Source organism: Georgenia sp. X1117 (assembly GCF_057784635.1).
Map to the genome: position 1 here is coordinate 3,094,333 of NZ_CM173492.1, position 14,603 is coordinate 3,108,935.

Here is a 14,603-nt window from a genome sequence, read left to right on the forward strand (position 1 = left end):
ATGGGGGCGGTCCTCGGGCTCGACGTCGGGACGACGACGACGAAGGTCGTCGCCGCCGAGCCTGGCTCGACCTGGCGCGCGGCCGCCACCCGGGAGTACCGGCTGCGCGCGCCCGGGCCGCGCGAGCAGGTGCAGTCCCCGGCCACGGTGCTCGCCGCCGTCGACGAGGCCCTCGCCGAGGTCGCGGCCGCGCTCGAGGGGCGCGGCGTCGACGTGCTCGGCGTCGGCTCGGCGATGCACGGGCTGGTCGGGCTGGATGCGGACCTGCGGCCCGTCACCGACATCATCACCTGGGCGGACACCCGCGCCCACGCCGAGGCGGCCGAGCTGCGCGCCGAGGGGCGGGCCGCCGAGCTGCTGCGCCGCTCCGGCACCCCCGTGCACCCGATGAGCCCGCTGACCAAGCTCATGTGGTTCGACCGCCACGACCGCGCCGCCCTGCGCGGGGCCCGCTGGTGGGTCGGGCTCAAGGACCTCGTGCTGCTGCACCTGACCGGCCGCCTGGTCACCGAGCTGTCCACCGCGTCGGCCTCGGGCCTGCTCGACCTCTCCACGCGCACATGGTCCCCGGACAGCCTGGACCTCGCCGGGGTGCGGCGCGAGCAGCTGCCCGAGGTGCTGCCCACCACGGCGGTGCTCGAGCTGGCGCCGGAGGTCGCCGCGCGCACCGGTCTGCCGGCCGGTACGCCGGTCAACGTCGGGGCCACCGACGGCCCGCTGGGCAACCTCGGCACCGGCGCGGTCGCGCCCGGCGTGGCGGGTATGTCGATCGGCACGAGCGGGGCGGTGCGCACCGTGGTGCCGGCACCGGCCACCGACCCCGGCGGCCGGCTGTTCTGCTACGCGCTGACCGACGACGCCTGGGTGGTCGGCGGGGCGATCAGCAACGGGGGAGTGGTCATGCGCTGGGCGGCGGAGACCTTCCTCCCGAACGCCGACGGCACCGCCCGCGACGCCGAGGCGCTCGCCCTGGCGGCACGCGCCCCGGCCGGCAGCGAGGGGCTGGTCATGCTGCCCTTCCTGCTCGGGGAGCGCGCCCCGCTGTGGGACCCCGACCTCACCGGCTCCTTCCTCGGGGTGCGGCACGGCCACGGCCGCGAGCACTTCATGCGGGCGGCTATGGAGGGCGTGTGCCTGCAGATGGCGGGGCTCGTCGACCTCCTCGACCAGGTCTCGCCGGTCGACGAGGTGCGGTGCACCGGCGGGGTGTTCCGCTCCGATCTGTGGCGGACGGTCATGGCGGCCACGCTCGGGCGCCGGCTCGTACCCACCGACGACTCCGAGGGGTCGGCGCTGGGCTCGGTGGTGCTGGCGATGCTGGCCACCGGCGCGGTGGACACCCTCGAGGAGGGCCTGGCCCAGGTCACGCCGCCGGCCATCGAGGTCGCCCCGGTGCCCGTGACCGACGCGGACCGGCGCACCTACGCCGAGCTGCGGGGCCGCTCGCGCACGCTGCTGCGCGCCTACGACGAGCTGCGCGCCCACCTCGAGGACCAGTCCGCGCCCGCGGGCTGAGTGCGCGGAGGTCAGCCGGCGAAGCGCTCGGCGCGCTCGACGACCCCGCCGCCGGCGGTGTACACCTCGCGGCCGGCGATGAAGGTGCGCTCGACCCGGGAGGTCGTGTCCAGCGGGTCCCCGCTCCACACGACGACGTCGCCGTCGAGCCCGGGCGCCAGCGAACCGACCCGGTCGTCCAGGCGGAGAAAGGCGGCCGGGTTGGTGGTCAGCGCCTCGACGGCGGTGCGCCGGTCAAGGCCCTCCTTGACGGCGAGGCTGGCCTGGAGGACGAGGTGCTCGATCGGCACCACAGGATGATCTGTCGTGATCGCGACGCGCACGCCGGCCTCGGCGATCTGCACGAGGTGCGGCACGTCGCGGTCGGCGACCTCGACCTTGGAGCGGCTGACGATCATCGGCCCGTAGATCACCGGGATGTCGCGCTCGGCGAGCACGTCGGCGATCTTGTGCGCGTCGGTGCCGTGGTTGAGCACGAGGCGGTAGCCGAACTCGTCGGCCAGGCGCAGCGCGGTGGCGAGGTCGTCGTGGCGGTGGGAGTGCTGGTCCCAGGCCAGGGTGCCCTCGAGGACGGCGACGAGGGGCTCGAGGCTGAGGTCGCGCTCGATGGGCTTGCCCTCGGTGGCCGCGTGCGCTCGCTTGGCCGCATAGTCCTGCGCGGCGGTGAAGGCCTCCCGGATGATCTTGGCGACGCCGAGGCGGGTCGACGGGGTGACCTTCTTCTCGCCGTAGACGCGCTTGGGGTTCTCCCCGAGCGCCGACTTCACCGAGACGGCCGCGGAGAGGACCTGCTCGTCGACGGTGCGCCCGCCCCAGGTCTTGATCGCCACGGTCTGCCCGCCGATGGGGTTGCCCGAGCCGGGCTTGACGACGGCGGTGGTCACGCCGCCGGACAGGGCGTCGCGGAAGCCCTCCTCGTCGATGTCGATGGCGTCGATCGCGCGCACGGCGGCCTGGTTGGGGCCGGTCATCTCGTTGACGTCCTGCCCGGCCCAGCCGCGGCCCTCCTCGGAGACGCCGAGGTGGGCGTGCGACTCGATGAAGCCCGGCAGCACGACCTGCCCGGTGGTGTCGACCTGCGGCACGCCGTCGGGGATCTCCACCTCGCCGACCGCGCCGACGGCGGTGATGACCCCGTCGGTGACGAGCACGACGCCGGCGTCGAGGTCCGGCGCGGCGACGGGCCGGACGAGGCCGCCGACCAGGGCGACGGTGGCGCCGGGGCGCTCGGGCGTGGGGACGGGGGAGAAGACGCTGCTCATGGACCGATCATCGCACCGACGGCGGTGCTGCTCAGGGCTGGGGCACCGGCCAGAGGGCGACCGGGGTGTTGGTGTCCATGTTGCGGCGGTAGTCGCCGAGCATCTTGCGCACGGCCCGGGCCCGGTCCAGCCCCGCCTGCTCGTAGGCCCCCACGGCGGCCACCTGCCAGGAGGCCCCGTTCTGCCGGCGCTCGACGCGCTGGGAGATGATCCCCAGGTAGTGGTCGGCGACGTCCCGGTCGACCCCCAGGTGGGTGAGCCCGCGGGCCGCCATCGGCAGCAGGGTCTGCTCGATGAGGCTGAGGCCGTCGATCTCGAGCTCGCCGGGCCAGCTGAGCCGGGCGTCGATGCCGTTCCGGGCGGCGGCCTCGAAGTTGTCCCGCGCGGCCGAGAAGGGCATCCGCGTCCAGGTGGGGCGCTCCTCGCGGACGAGGGCCTCGACGGCGCCGTAGAAGAAGGCGGCGTTGGCGACGGTGTCGACGACCGTCGGCCCGGCGGGCAGCACGCGGTTCTCCACCCGCAGGTGGGGCCGGCCGCCCGTGACGGCGTAGATCGGCCGGTTCCAGCGGTAGACGGTGCCGTTGTGCAGCGTGAGCTCGTCGAGGGTGGGTGTGCCGCCGGCGGCGAGGACCTCGAAGGGGTCGTCGTCGGAGGTCACGGGCAGCAGCGCAGGGTAGAAGCGGACGTTCTCCTCGAACAGGTCGAAGATCGAGGTGATCCAGCGCTCGCCGAACGTGACGATCGGGCGCACCCCCTGGTGGCGCAGCTCGGGCGCGCGGGTGTCGGTGGCCTGGAGGAAGACGACGGGCCGGGTCTCGGCCCACAGCCGGTGGCCGAACAGCAGCGGCGAGTTCGCGCCGAGCACGAGCTGTGGACCGGCCAGCAGCTGGGCGGAGTTCCAGTACCTCGCGAACTGCTCGGGGCGGACCTGGAGGTGGAGCTGGGTCGAGGTGCACACCGACTCCACGGCGATGGACTCGAAGGTGTGGGCGAGCGGCTCGGGGCCGGCGATCTCCAGGGAGATGTCCTCGTGGCGGGCGGTGCGGATGGCGGCGTCGAGCGCGAGGTAGCGGTCGTCGTCGGAGATCCAGTCCTTCTCGGCGTGCTCGGGCATGAGGGTGGGCAGGATCCCGGTCATGACGATGTCTGTGCCCAGGGCGCGGGCACGGTCGCGCGCGTGGTTGAGGGTGGCGCGAAGGTCGGACTCGAGGTCGGCGAGCGCGGAGCCGGAGAGCACCCGTGGCTCGACGTTGAGCTCGATCGTGTAGCGGCCGAGCTCGCTCTGGTAGGCGGGGTCGGCGATCTCGGCGAGCACCTCGCTGTTGGTGCTGGCGGGGCTGCCGTCGCCCTCGACCAGGGCGAGCTCGATCTCCAGCCCCGTGCTGGCGACGTCCTCGGCGAAGTGCCCGCGCGCGAGCATCACCTCGAGCGCGTCGAGGCACTGGGCCACCTTGGCGCGGTAGCGGGCCCGGTCGGCGCCGGTGTACGTCGTCAGCGAGATCTCGCGTCCCATGGCGGAATGCTCCCACCGGTGGGCCGCCCGCGCGCGGGTGGGCACCATGCCGGATGCCGTGCGCCCTAGACTGCAGCGATGACTTCCCGGGACCTGGACGGCGTCCGCCCTGGTCCCGACGACGACGAGACGCCCGAGGACGGAGCTCCAGGCGTCACGCGACGGGTGATGCCGTGGTGGCTCGTCGCCGTCGTGGTCGTGCTCGTGGCGGTCGGCTCCGCGGTCGTGGGGATCGCCACGGCGCACGTGACCACCACCGTGGGACCGCACCGCGCCGAGGTGGCGGTGACCCTGGACTCGGAGGTGACGATCGACCTCGGGCCGGCGGGCAACGTCGTGCTGGACTCGCCCCTCCCGGCGTCGGTGGGGGTGCTGGCCGTCGTCAAGGAGCTCCCCGCGGACACCACGGCGGGCGAGAACGGTCTCGTCCCGGGACTGTTGGCCGACGCCGACTCCTACGCCCGGATGCTGGCCTACCCCGACGCAGCCTTCGCCGAACCCACCCGCGCCCTGGTCGACGACGCGCTGGCCCGCGCCACCCTCACCGCGACCGTCGTCCTGACGGTGATCGCCGCCGCCCATGCGGCCCTGCACGGGACCTGGTCGCGGTCGCTGCGCCTGGTGACCGACCGGCCGGTCGTCGTCGCGCTCACGGCGGGCGCCCTCGTCGTCGGGCTGACCTCGGTCATCGTGCCGGCCACCCGCAACGAGAATCCCGAGGGGGTGACGATCGCGTCCTTCCGGCAGACCCCGCTGGAGGAGGCGCGGGTCTCCGGCCGGCTCGGCGACCTCCTCAACGCCTACGGCCCGACGATCCGCCTCTTCTACGACGGCAACACCGCCTTCGCGGAGGAGGCCCGGGGCGCGCTGACTGCCGCCCTGGACGAGCAGGGCCGGTGGTCGACCGGGCCCGGTGGGGAGCAGCCCGAGGGCGTGACCACGGCGATGTTCTACACCGACGTGCACTGCAACGTCGGGGCGGCGGAGGTCGTCGGCCTCGCCGCGCAGGAGGTGGGCGCCGACATGGTCCTCGACGGCGGGGACACGACCATCGCCGGCACCGCCCTGGAGCAGTTCTGCGTCGACGCGATCGACACCTCGATGCCGGACGAGGCGACCTACGTCGTCGCGGCCGGCAACCACGACTCGCTCGTGACGGTGGACCAGATGCGCCGGGCAGGCTGGACCGTGCTCGACGGGTCCGTGGTCGAGGTCGCCGGGGTGCGGATCATCGGCGACACGGACCCGCGTATCACCACCCTGGACCAGCCGACCGTGCAGGAGCGCGCCGAGACCTGGGAGGAGACGGCGATGCGGATCGGTGAGGACTCCTGCGAGCTGCTCGCGCAGGACGATGCCGTGGACCTCGCCATGGTGCACGACGCCTTCGGGGGGCGCCGGGTGGCCTGGACGGGCTGCGTGCCGCTCACCCTCTCGGGCCACATCCACACCCACGTGGGGCCGGAGATCGACGGGCTGGGCGTGCGCTGGGTCGAGGGGGCGGCCGGTGGGCAGGGCCAGGGCTTCCCCACGCTGGGCGCCGTCGTCGAGCCCGCCCCCTTCGGGCAGATCGAGTTCGACAGTGACACCGGCGAGGCCTTGCGCTTCCGGCGCTTCGAGCTCATGCCGGATGCGAGCGTGTCGATCGGGGAGTGGCAGGACATGCCCGAGGCGCTGCCCATCCCCAAGGTCGGGACCGACGGCGAGGAGCTCGTCGACGAGGAGAGCCGCAGCGGCGGGCCGGGGGAGAGCCCGAGCGGCTTCGGCGACGAGGTGCCCTCCGAGGGGCCAGAGGCGACCGAGGACGCCGAGGCGCCGACCGGCACCGGGTGACGGGCGCGCCCGCAGCAGAGGGGTCCGAGCCGACCCACGACGCCGAGGCGCCGACCGGCACCGGGTGGCGCGCCCCCAGTGAAGGGGCCGGGGCGTTCATACTGACCCCGTGAACGGACGCACCCCCCGCCGTCGCCACGGCGACGCCGTCGCCCCGACCGATCCCGTCACGGGGCGGACCGACGAGCCGGACGAGGCCGACGCCCTCGACGACGACCTGCCGGGCGACGACTCCCTCGACGAGGAGGTCGCCGACCGCGCCGCCCCGAGCCCGCACCAGCGGGCCGGGGGCGCGCCCCGCGAGCTGGCCGTCCTGCTGACCGTGGCCGGGGTGCTCGGGCTGTGGGCGTCGATCGAGCTCGTCCTCGCCGAGCTGCTCGTGGCCGCCGACCCGGGGGCCGCGCTGGCGTGCGACATCAATCCGCTCATCGGCTGCGGCACCTTCATCACGACCTGGCAGGCCCACGCCCTGGGGATCTCGAACGCGGTCCTGGGCACGGCGGCCTTCGGTGCGCTGCTGGCCACCGGCCTCATCCTGCTCTCCGGCGGGCGCCTGGGCCGATGGTTCTGGTGGCTGCTCACCGCGGGCGCCGCCTTCGCGCTGGTCGCGCTGGCCTTCTTCGTCTACACCGCGTTCTACGAGATCCGCGCGCTGTGCCCCTACTGCCTCGTGGTGTGGCTGGTGGTCGTGCCCGTCGTCGTGCACGTCCCGGCCCGGGCGGCGCAGGCGGGGATGCTGCGGCTGCCCGAGAAGCTCACGCGCACCCTGGTCCTCGACCGGTGGCTCATCACCGGTGCGCTCTACGCCGTCATCGTGCTGTGGGCGCTGGTCCACTTCTGGGACCAGTGGATGCTCATGGTCCGCTGAGCGTGCGCTGACTGACGAGCCTGAGCGCGTGCTCGTCGGCGGGCCGGAGGCCGGAGGCCGGGGCGCTGAGCAGGCCTGGCGCCCTGTCGGCCGCCTGACCCTCGCCGGCCGGCCGGCCGGCCAGGCGGGGCGGTTGGTCAGGCAGGGGCGGCCGAGGAGACGTCGGGCGGGACGTTGGCCGGGAAGCCGGTCTCGCGCAGGGCGGCGCGCAGCCGTTCGGCGGCGGCGTCCATCTCCTCGTTGGGCACGTCTGATCGCGCGACGGCCGGGTCGAGGACCTTCTCGTCCCAGGCGGGGTAGACGTGCACGTGCAGGTGGGGCACCTCGAAGCCGGCGACGACGACCATCGCCCGCGGCGCGCCCGTGGCCTGCCGCTGGGCGGCGCCGATCCGCCGCGCCACGACGGCGAGGTGGGCCACCAGCTCGTCCTCGGCGTCGGTGAGGTTGTCGACCTCCGCGCGCGGCACCACGAGGGTGTGTCCCTCGGTGTGCGGGCCCACGCTGAGGAAGCCGACGCACAGCTCGTCGGTCCAGACGAAGCGACCGGGCAGCTCGCCGTCGATGATCCGCGTGAACAGAGTGCTCATGTCCGCCAGGCTAGGGGCACCGGGGCCGGCCCGCAGGCCGCGGACCGTGGCGGTCGGTCGGCTAGTGTCCGTTGGCGGACGGAGGGAGGGAACGACCATGGCAGGGACGTCGCAGGAGGGGAAGCGCTCGGGCGGGGATGTGCCCCCGCGGACCGGGATGGGACTGACGAGCTCGACGTGGGAGGCGCTGCTGCGCGCCGAGGTCACGCTCATGCGCGGCTACGAGGCCGCCGACGACTTCTCCCCGCTGTCCAAGACCGAGTACGACGTGCTGTTCATCCTCGCCGGCGCGCCCGGCCGCACCATGCGCATGCGCGAGCTCAACGACCAGGTGCTCATGGCGCAGCCGAGCCTGAGCCGCATGGCCGACCGGCTCGCGGACAAGGGGCTGGTGCGGCGCACGCCCGCGGTCAACGACGCCCGCGGCACCAACCTCGTGCTCACCGAGGACGGTGCGCGCGTCCAGCAGCAGGTGGGCAGGCGGCACGTCCGCTCCATCCACAAGGCGATGTCCGTGCTGGACGAGGAGGAGCTGCGCACCCTGCGGGACCTGCTCCGGCGGCTGCGCGAGGGGGCGCCCGCACCGCGGCCGCGGGGACGCCGTCGGAGCGGTGGGTCGGGGTCGTGACCAGGGGAGGCCGTCGGGCGTGAGCCGGTACCGCCGTCGATCCCAGGCCCACCGGCCGCCGTCGGCGTGAACCGGTGCCGCGGTCGAGCCCAAGCCCACCGGCCGCCGTCGGGCATGACATCCACGGGGACCGTCCGGCGGGCCGGTGATACCATGCCCGGCATGGCTTTCGTGCTGCTCCTTACCGGGCCGCGCTGAGGACCCCACCGCCCATCACGGGCCGGTGACCCGGCGCGGCGGACCTCCCCTGATCGGGAGGTTTTTTTCTGCCCGGAGAGTGAGCGACACCCGGAGACGAGCTGAGGGACATGACGACCGAGACCACCGCACCGACCGCCGACGACGCCATCCCGCCCCACCGGTACACCGCGGCGCTCGCCGGTGAGATCGAGCAACGCTGGCAGGAGCGGTGGGCGGCCGAGGGCACGTTCCACGCGCACAACCCCACCGGCGACCTGGCCGGGCCGCGCGCCGAGCGGCCGCGGTTCTACCTGCTCGACATGTTCCCCTACCCCTCGGGCAAGGGCCTGCACGTGGGCCACCCGCTGGGGTACATCGCCACCGACGTCGTGGGCCGCTTCCGGCGCATGCGCGGGGACAACGTGCTGCACACCCTGGGCTACGACGCCTTCGGCCTACCGGCCGAGCAGTTCGCCGTGCAGACCGGCCAGCACCCGCGGATCACCACCGAGGAGAACATCGCCACGATGCGCCGCCAGCTGCGGCGCCTGGGCCTGGGCCACGACGAGCGGCGCTCGGTGGCGACCACGGACCCCGACTACGTGCGCTGGACGCAGTGGATCTTCACGCAGATCTTCAACTCCTGGTACGACCCCGAGGCCGTCCGCCCCGACGGCGGGCGCGGCTCGGCGCGGCCCATCGCCGAGCTGGTGGCCGCCTTCGAGGACGGCAGCCGCGAGGTCCCCGGCGGCCGGTCCTGGGCGGAGCTGGACGAGGTGGCACGCGCCGAGGTGGTGGCCGGCTACCGCCTGGCCTACGTCTCCGAGCAGCCGGTCAACTGGTGCCCGGGCCTGGGCACGGTGCTGGCCAACGAGGAGGTCACCTCCGAGGGCCGGTCCGAGCGCGGCAACTTCCCCGTGTTCACCCGCAACCTGTCGCAGTGGACGATGCGGATCACCGCCTACGGCGACCGCCTGCTCGAGGGCCTGGACGGCATCGACTGGCCCGAGAAGGTCAAGACGATGCAGCGCAACTGGATCGGCCGGTCAGCCGGTGCCCGCGTGCGCTTCCAGGTGGCGGGGCACGGCGACCTGGAGGTCTTCACCACCCGGCCCGACACCCTGTTCGGGGCGACCTTCATGGTGGTCTCCCCGGAGCACCCGCTGCTGGCCGGCGCGCTGCCGGCCACCTGGCCCGAGGGCACCCGCGAGGCGTGGACGGGCGGGGCCGCGGACCCGGCCGTCGCCGTCGCGCAGTACCAGGCGCAGGCGGCCGCCCGCACCGACGAGGAGCGCACCGACGACGCGCGGGCCAAGACCGGCGTCTTCACCGGCCTGCACGCCACCAACCCGGTCAACGGCGAGCAGGTGCCGGTCTTCACCGCCGACTACGTGCTCATGGGCTACGGCACCGGCGCGATCATGGCCGTCCCCGGCGGCGACGAGCGCGACTTCGCCTTCGCCGAGCGCTACGAGCTGCCGGTGGTGCACACCGTCGAGCCGCCCGCGGACCACGAGGGCGGGGCCTGGTCGGGCGACGGTCTCGTCGTCGCCTCGAGCAACGCGGAGCTCTCCCTGGACGGGATGACGGTCGCCGACGCGAAGGCCGCCATGACCGAGTGGCTGGCGGGCGAGGGGTATGGCGAGGCGGCCGTGACCTACCGGCTGCGCGACTGGCTGTTCTCGCGGCAGCGCTACTGGGGCGAGCCGTTCCCGGTGGTCTACGACGAGGCCGGTGTCGCGCACACGCTGCCCGACGAGATGCTGCCCGTCGACCTGCCCGAGGTGGCGGACTACTCCCCGCGCACCTTCGACCCCGACGACGCCGGCTCCACCCCGGAGGCACCGCTCGGCCGGGTGCGGGACTGGGTGGAGGTCGACCTCGACCTGGGGGACGGCCGCGGCGTGCAGCGCTACCGGCGCGACACCAACACCATGCCGCAGTGGGCCGGCTCGTGCTGGTACGAGCTGCGCTACCTGGACCCGCACAACTCCGAGCGCTTCGTCGACCCGGAGATCGAGGCGTACTGGATGGGCGCCCGCGAGGCGGGCGGGGTCGGTGGCACCGACCTGTACGTCGGCGGCGTGGAGCACGCGGTGCTGCACCTGCTGTACTCCCGGTTCTGGCACAAGGTGCTGTTCGACCTGGGGCACGTCTCCAGCTCCGAGCCCTACCACCGCCTGTTCAACCAGGGGTACATCCAGGCCTACGCCTACGTCGACGAGCGCGGCCAGCACGTCCCGGCCGACGAGGTCGACGGGGACGAGGCCGCCGGCTTCACCTGGCAGGGCCGGCCCGTCACCCAGGAGTACGGGAAGATGGGCAAGTCGCTGAAGAACGCGGTGACGCCCGACGAGATGTACGCCGAGTACGGCGCCGACACCTTCCGGGTCTACGAGATGTCGATGGGGCCGCTGGCCGACTCCCGGCCGTGGGACACGCGCGCCGTCGTCGGCTCGCTGAGGTTCCTGCAGCGGCTGTGGCGCAACGTCGTCGACGAGAACACCGGCGAGGTGACGGTCCACGACGAGGCGATGGACGAGGAGACCGCGCGCCTCGTGGCCCGCACGATCGCCGACGTGACCGAGGAGTACGAGGGGATGCGGATGAACACCGCGGTCGCCCGGCTCATCGTGCTCAACAACCACCTCACGGCGCTGGGCCGGGTGCCGCGCGCGGCGGTCGAGCCGCTGGTGCAGATGCTCGCGCCCATGGCCCCGCACGTGGCCGAGGAGCTGTGGCAGCGCCTCGGGCACACCGCGTCCCTGACCTACGAGCCCTTCCCGGTGGCGGACCCCGACCTGCTGGTCGCCGAGACCGTCACCGCGGTGGTCCAGGTCAAGGGCAAGGTGCGGGCCAAGCTCGAGGTCGACGCCGGGATCGGGGAGGACGAGCTGCGCGAGCTGGCCCTGGCCGCCCCGCCGGTGGTCAAGCACCTCGACGGCGCCGAGCCGCGTCGCGTCATCGTGCGCGCCCCGAACCTGGTCAACGTCGTCCCGTAGCCGCAGCGGCTCGGGCAGGTCGAGGTCTCGGCAGGCCCGGACGACCAGCCGCGGGGTCCACCTCGGGTGGGCCCCGCCGTCGTCGTGCCGGGCCGGACGCGTCGGCCCGGGACGCCTACCGGCGGCGCCGGTTGCCGAAGATGGAGCGGACCACGGAGTTGCCGGCGGTGCGGACCATCGAGGTGAGGATCGAGTCTCGCTGACGTGCGCGCCGGTCGGCCTCGCGCTCGGCCCTTCGACGGGCGTCCGCGGCCTCCTTCTCCTCCCGACGGCGGTCGGCCTCGATCTGCTTCTCCAGCTCCTTGCGGCGCTTCTCCTCGGCCTTGGCCTCCTCCTTCGCGCGGGCGGCGCGCTCGGCCGCGAGCCGCTCCGCCTCGGCCGCGGCGGCGGCCTCCCGGGCAGCCTCCTCGATCTGGGCGGCGAGCATCTCGGTGGCCGACTCGGGGTCGACCCGCTCGGCGTAGCGCGCGGTCAGGGGCGAGGCGGCCATCGCGGCCGCCGCGGCGGACTCCTCCGCGGCCCCCATGACGGCGGCCGGTGCGAGCACGCGGGTGGCGGCCACCGGGGTGGGCGCGCCCTCCTCGGACAGGACGGTGACGACGGCCTCGCCGGTGCCCAGCGAGGTGAGCACCTCGGTGAGGTCGTAGGGGGAGGTGGGGAAGGTGGAGACGGCCTCCTTGAGCATCCGGGCGTCCTTGGGCGTGTGGGCGCGCAGCGCGTGCTGCACCCGGCCGCCCAGCTGGGCCAGGACGGCCTCGGGCACGTCGGTGGGCGACTGGGTGACGAACACGACGCCGACGCCCTTGGACCGGATGAGGCGCACCGTCTGCACGACCTGGGCGAGGAACTCCTTCGACGCGCCGGTGAACAGCAGGTGGGCCTCGTCGAAGAAGAAGACCAGGCGCGGCTTGTCGGCGTCGCCGACCTCCGGCAGCGAGCCGAACAGGTCGGCCAGCAGCCACATGACGAAGGTCGAGAGCAGGTCGGGGCGGTCCTGCAGGTCGGGCAGGCGCAGCACGGACAGCACGCCGCGGCCGTCGGCGGCGAGCCGCATGAGGTCGGCGGTGTCGAAGGCGGGCTCGCCGAAGAACTCCTCGGCCCCCTGGGCCGCCAGGGCGGCGACCTCGCGCAGGATGACCCCGGCCGTCGAGGACGCCACGCCGCCGATGGAGCGGAGCTCCTCCTTGCCGGCGTCGGAGGTGAGGTGGTCGACCACCGAGCGCAGGTCGCCGAGGTCGACGAGCGCGAGGCCCTCGGTGTCGGCCCAGTGGAAGATGAGCTGGAGGGCGGACTCCTGGGTCTCGTTGAGGCCGAGGACCTTGGCGAGCAGGAGCGGCCCGAAGTCGCTGACGGTGGTGCGCACGGGGACGGCGCCCGGACCCTCGCCCACGCGGAGGAGCTCGACGGGGAAGCCGGTGCCGACCCAGTCCTGCCCGAGGGCGGCGGTGCGCTCGAGCAGCTTGGGGCTGGCCGTACCGGGCTGGAGCAGACCAGTGAGGTCGCCCTTGACGTCCGTGACCAGCGCGGGCACGCCGGCCGCGGACAGGCCCTCGGCCATGAGCTGCAGCGTGCGGGTCTTGCCGGTGCCGGTGGCCCCGGCGACGAGGGCGTGCCGGTTGAGCGTGGCGAGCGGCAGACCGACGCGCACGGCCGGGACCGGCTCGCCGTCCTCGAGCAGGACGCCGATCGGCAGCAGGGCACCCTCGGCGGCGTAGCCGTCCCGGATGGTGGCGGCGTGCTCGGAGAGCGCGTCCGACGAGGCGGCGGCCGTGGCGCCGCTGGTGTCAGGGGTGCTGCTGCTGGCGACGCTCGAGTCCGTGGTGTCGGCGGCGTCAGCACTGGTGTCCGTGGCGCTGCCTGCGTCGGCGCTCGCGTCCGTGCTCCCCTCCGCGGCGAGGGCGGCGTCGAGCGCCGCCTGTGCGGCTACTGCGCGTGCCTCGGCGGCCTCGGCCGCAGCGGCCGCCGCCTCGGCCTTGAGGCGGGCGATCTCGGACGAGCTGGCGTTCGCAGGTTCCGTCACGGCGTCGATCCTATGGGTGGGCGCTCGAGGGCAGGCAGGTACTGGCCGGCCGATCGCCACCCGCGCCCCACAGGTCCTGCCCCGCACCGCCCGCCCACAGGCACCGGTGCGCGGCGCACGCGTCGAGGACGGGCCCGCCTAGCGTCGCGGTCATGGACCAGCCACGGAGCGCCGCCTCGCAGCGCCTGCGGGACCTCACCCGTGTGGCGTACACGGCTGCCGCGGGTCATCTCGAGGTCGACCCCGAGGAGGGGGAGGAGCGAGCGGTCCGCGCGTGGCCGGTGCGGCGCGCGGTCGTGGCGGTCCTGGTCGTGCTCGCCGTGGTCGTCGGCCTCCTCGCGGCCCGCTACCTCATCGCCCGGCCCGGCCCGGGGGAGGAGATCGTGCCCGGTGGGGAGGGCACGCTCGCCGCCGCGACCCAGCCCGACGGCGCGGCGGCCCCGCCCGACGCCGGACAGGCGGCCGGCGAGGACGTCGAGCAGGCGGACGGAGGGACGGGGAGCGCCGCCGACGGCGGGGGATCGAGCGAGGAGAGTCCCGCGGCCCACGGTTCCGCGCCCGACGCGCAGCCCGGCGACGAGAACCCCTCGGGCGGCCCGGCCGCGGGGGACTCGGACTCCGTCGTCGTGCACGTGGCCGGCGCCGTCTCCCGCCCCGGCCTGGTGGCGCTGGCCCCGGGTGCGCGGGTGGGGGACGCGGTGGACGCCAGCGGGGGAGCGGCGCCCGAGGCCGACCTCGCGCAGGTCAACCTCGCCCGGCCCCTCGTCGACGGTGAGCAGGTGTACGTGCCCGTCGTCGGCGAGGAACCCCGGGAGCCGCCGGACGGACCGGCGGCGGGCAGCACGGGCGCCGCGCCGGGTACCGATGGCGGCGACGGGGCGGACGCGACCGGCGCGTCGGGAGAGTCCCCAGGGCTGGTCGACCTCAACACGGCCGGCGCCGGCGAGCTGGAGACCCTGCCGGGGATCGGGCCGGCGATCGCGGGGCGGATCGTCGCCCACCGGGAGGAGGTGGGCGGCTTCACCTCGGTCGACGAGCTCGACGACGTCTCCGGCATCGGGCCCGTGCTCATGGAGCAGCTCCGCGACCTCGTCACGGTCTGAGGGCAGGGACCGTGCCACGGCAGCGCCCACCCGCGCGCACGGAGCAGACGGCAGGCGGCCCGGCCACCGCACCGGGCGATCCAGCCTCTTCC

10 protein-coding genes are annotated in these 14,603 nt (G+C 74.5%); 6 read left to right on the forward strand and 4 right to left on the reverse strand.

Annotation, left to right across the window (positions count from 1 at the left end):
• On the forward strand, positions 1-1,515 hold the full coding sequence (locus AC3D3D_RS14330; RefSeq protein WP_463663268.1) for a gluconokinase: 1,515 nt from the start codon (positions 1-3) through the stop codon (positions 1,513-1,515).
• An 11-nt stretch (positions 1,516-1,526) separates the two neighbouring features.
• Here AC3D3D_RS14330 and AC3D3D_RS14335 read toward each other — a convergent pair whose 3' ends face one another.
• Entirely contained in the window at positions 1,527-2,777 is a 1,251-nt protein-coding gene (locus AC3D3D_RS14335) for an amidohydrolase (RefSeq protein ID WP_463663269.1), read from the reverse strand.
• A 31-nt stretch (positions 2,778-2,808) separates the two neighbouring features.
• Complete coding sequence (locus tag AC3D3D_RS14340; protein ID WP_463663270.1) at positions 2,809-4,290, reverse strand: glutamate-cysteine ligase family protein; 1,482 nt, start codon at positions 4,288-4,290, stop codon at positions 2,809-2,811.
• A 78-nt stretch (positions 4,291-4,368) separates the two neighbouring features.
• Between AC3D3D_RS14340 and AC3D3D_RS14345 the strand changes: the two genes are divergently transcribed.
• On the forward strand, positions 4,369-6,123 hold the full coding sequence (locus AC3D3D_RS14345; RefSeq protein ID WP_463663271.1) for a metallophosphoesterase family protein: 1,755 nt from the start codon (positions 4,369-4,371) through the stop codon (positions 6,121-6,123).
• A gap of 109 nt (positions 6,124-6,232) precedes the next feature.
• A complete protein-coding gene (locus AC3D3D_RS14350; protein ID WP_463663272.1) occupies positions 6,233-6,991 on the forward strand; it encodes a vitamin K epoxide reductase family protein in 759 nt (252 codons plus the stop codon).
• Positions 6,992-7,128: 137 nt separating this feature from the next.
• Here the strand turns inward: AC3D3D_RS14350 and AC3D3D_RS14355 are convergent, their stop codons facing one another.
• Complete coding sequence (locus tag AC3D3D_RS14355; RefSeq protein ID WP_463663273.1) at positions 7,129-7,578, reverse strand: HIT family protein; 450 nt, start codon at positions 7,576-7,578, stop codon at positions 7,129-7,131.
• A 97-nt stretch (positions 7,579-7,675) separates the two neighbouring features.
• On the opposite strand from AC3D3D_RS14355, the gene AC3D3D_RS14360 reads away from it, so the two are divergent.
• Together AC3D3D_RS14360 and leuS are read left to right on the forward strand one after the other, a co-directional pair.
• Positions 7,676-8,206: a MarR family winged helix-turn-helix transcriptional regulator gene (locus tag AC3D3D_RS14360; RefSeq protein WP_463663274.1), complete on the forward strand. Its 531-nt coding sequence runs from the start codon at positions 7,676-7,678 to the stop codon at positions 8,204-8,206.
• A gap of 308 nt (positions 8,207-8,514) precedes the next feature.
• On the forward strand, positions 8,515-11,388 hold the full coding sequence (leuS, locus tag AC3D3D_RS14365; protein WP_463663275.1) for a leucine--tRNA ligase: 2,874 nt from the start codon (positions 8,515-8,517) through the stop codon (positions 11,386-11,388).
• A 115-nt stretch (positions 11,389-11,503) separates the two neighbouring features.
• Here leuS and AC3D3D_RS14370 read toward each other — a convergent pair whose 3' ends face one another.
• Positions 11,504-13,408, reverse strand: a complete 1,905-nt coding sequence (locus AC3D3D_RS14370; RefSeq protein WP_463663276.1) for a helicase HerA-like domain-containing protein — start codon at positions 13,406-13,408, stop codon at positions 11,504-11,506.
• 152 nt (positions 13,409-13,560) lie between these two features.
• Here AC3D3D_RS14370 and AC3D3D_RS14375 point away from each other — a divergent pair, with 152 nt between their 5' ends.
• Positions 13,561-14,511: a ComEA family DNA-binding protein gene (locus tag AC3D3D_RS14375; protein WP_463663277.1), complete on the forward strand. Its 951-nt coding sequence runs from the start codon at positions 13,561-13,563 to the stop codon at positions 14,509-14,511.
• Positions 14,512-14,603: the final 92 nt, after the last annotated feature.

Excerpts from the sequence above, each read along its gene's own strand:
- AC3D3D_RS14330 (WP_463663268.1), top strand. The coding sequence starts at position 1 with ATGGGGGCGGTCCTCGGGCTCGACGTCGGGACGACGACGACGAAGGTC.
- AC3D3D_RS14335 (WP_463663269.1), bottom strand. The coding sequence starts at position 2,777 with ATGAGCAGCGTCTTCTCCCCCGTCCCCACGCCCGAGCGCCCCGGCGCC.
- AC3D3D_RS14340 (WP_463663270.1), bottom strand. The coding sequence starts at position 4,290 with ATGGGACGCGAGATCTCGCTGACGACGTACACCGGCGCCGACCGGGCC.
- AC3D3D_RS14345 (WP_463663271.1), top strand. The coding sequence starts at position 4,369 with ATGACTTCCCGGGACCTGGACGGCGTCCGCCCTGGTCCCGACGACGAC.
- AC3D3D_RS14355 (WP_463663273.1), bottom strand. The coding sequence starts at position 7,578 with ATGAGCACTCTGTTCACGCGGATCATCGACGGCGAGCTGCCCGGTCGC.
- AC3D3D_RS14360 (WP_463663274.1), top strand. The coding sequence starts at position 7,676 with ATGGCAGGGACGTCGCAGGAGGGGAAGCGCTCGGGCGGGGATGTGCCC.
- leuS (WP_463663275.1), top strand. The coding sequence starts at position 8,515 with ATGACGACCGAGACCACCGCACCGACCGCCGACGACGCCATCCCGCCC.
- AC3D3D_RS14375 (WP_463663277.1), top strand. The coding sequence starts at position 13,561 with ATGGACCAGCCACGGAGCGCCGCCTCGCAGCGCCTGCGGGACCTCACC.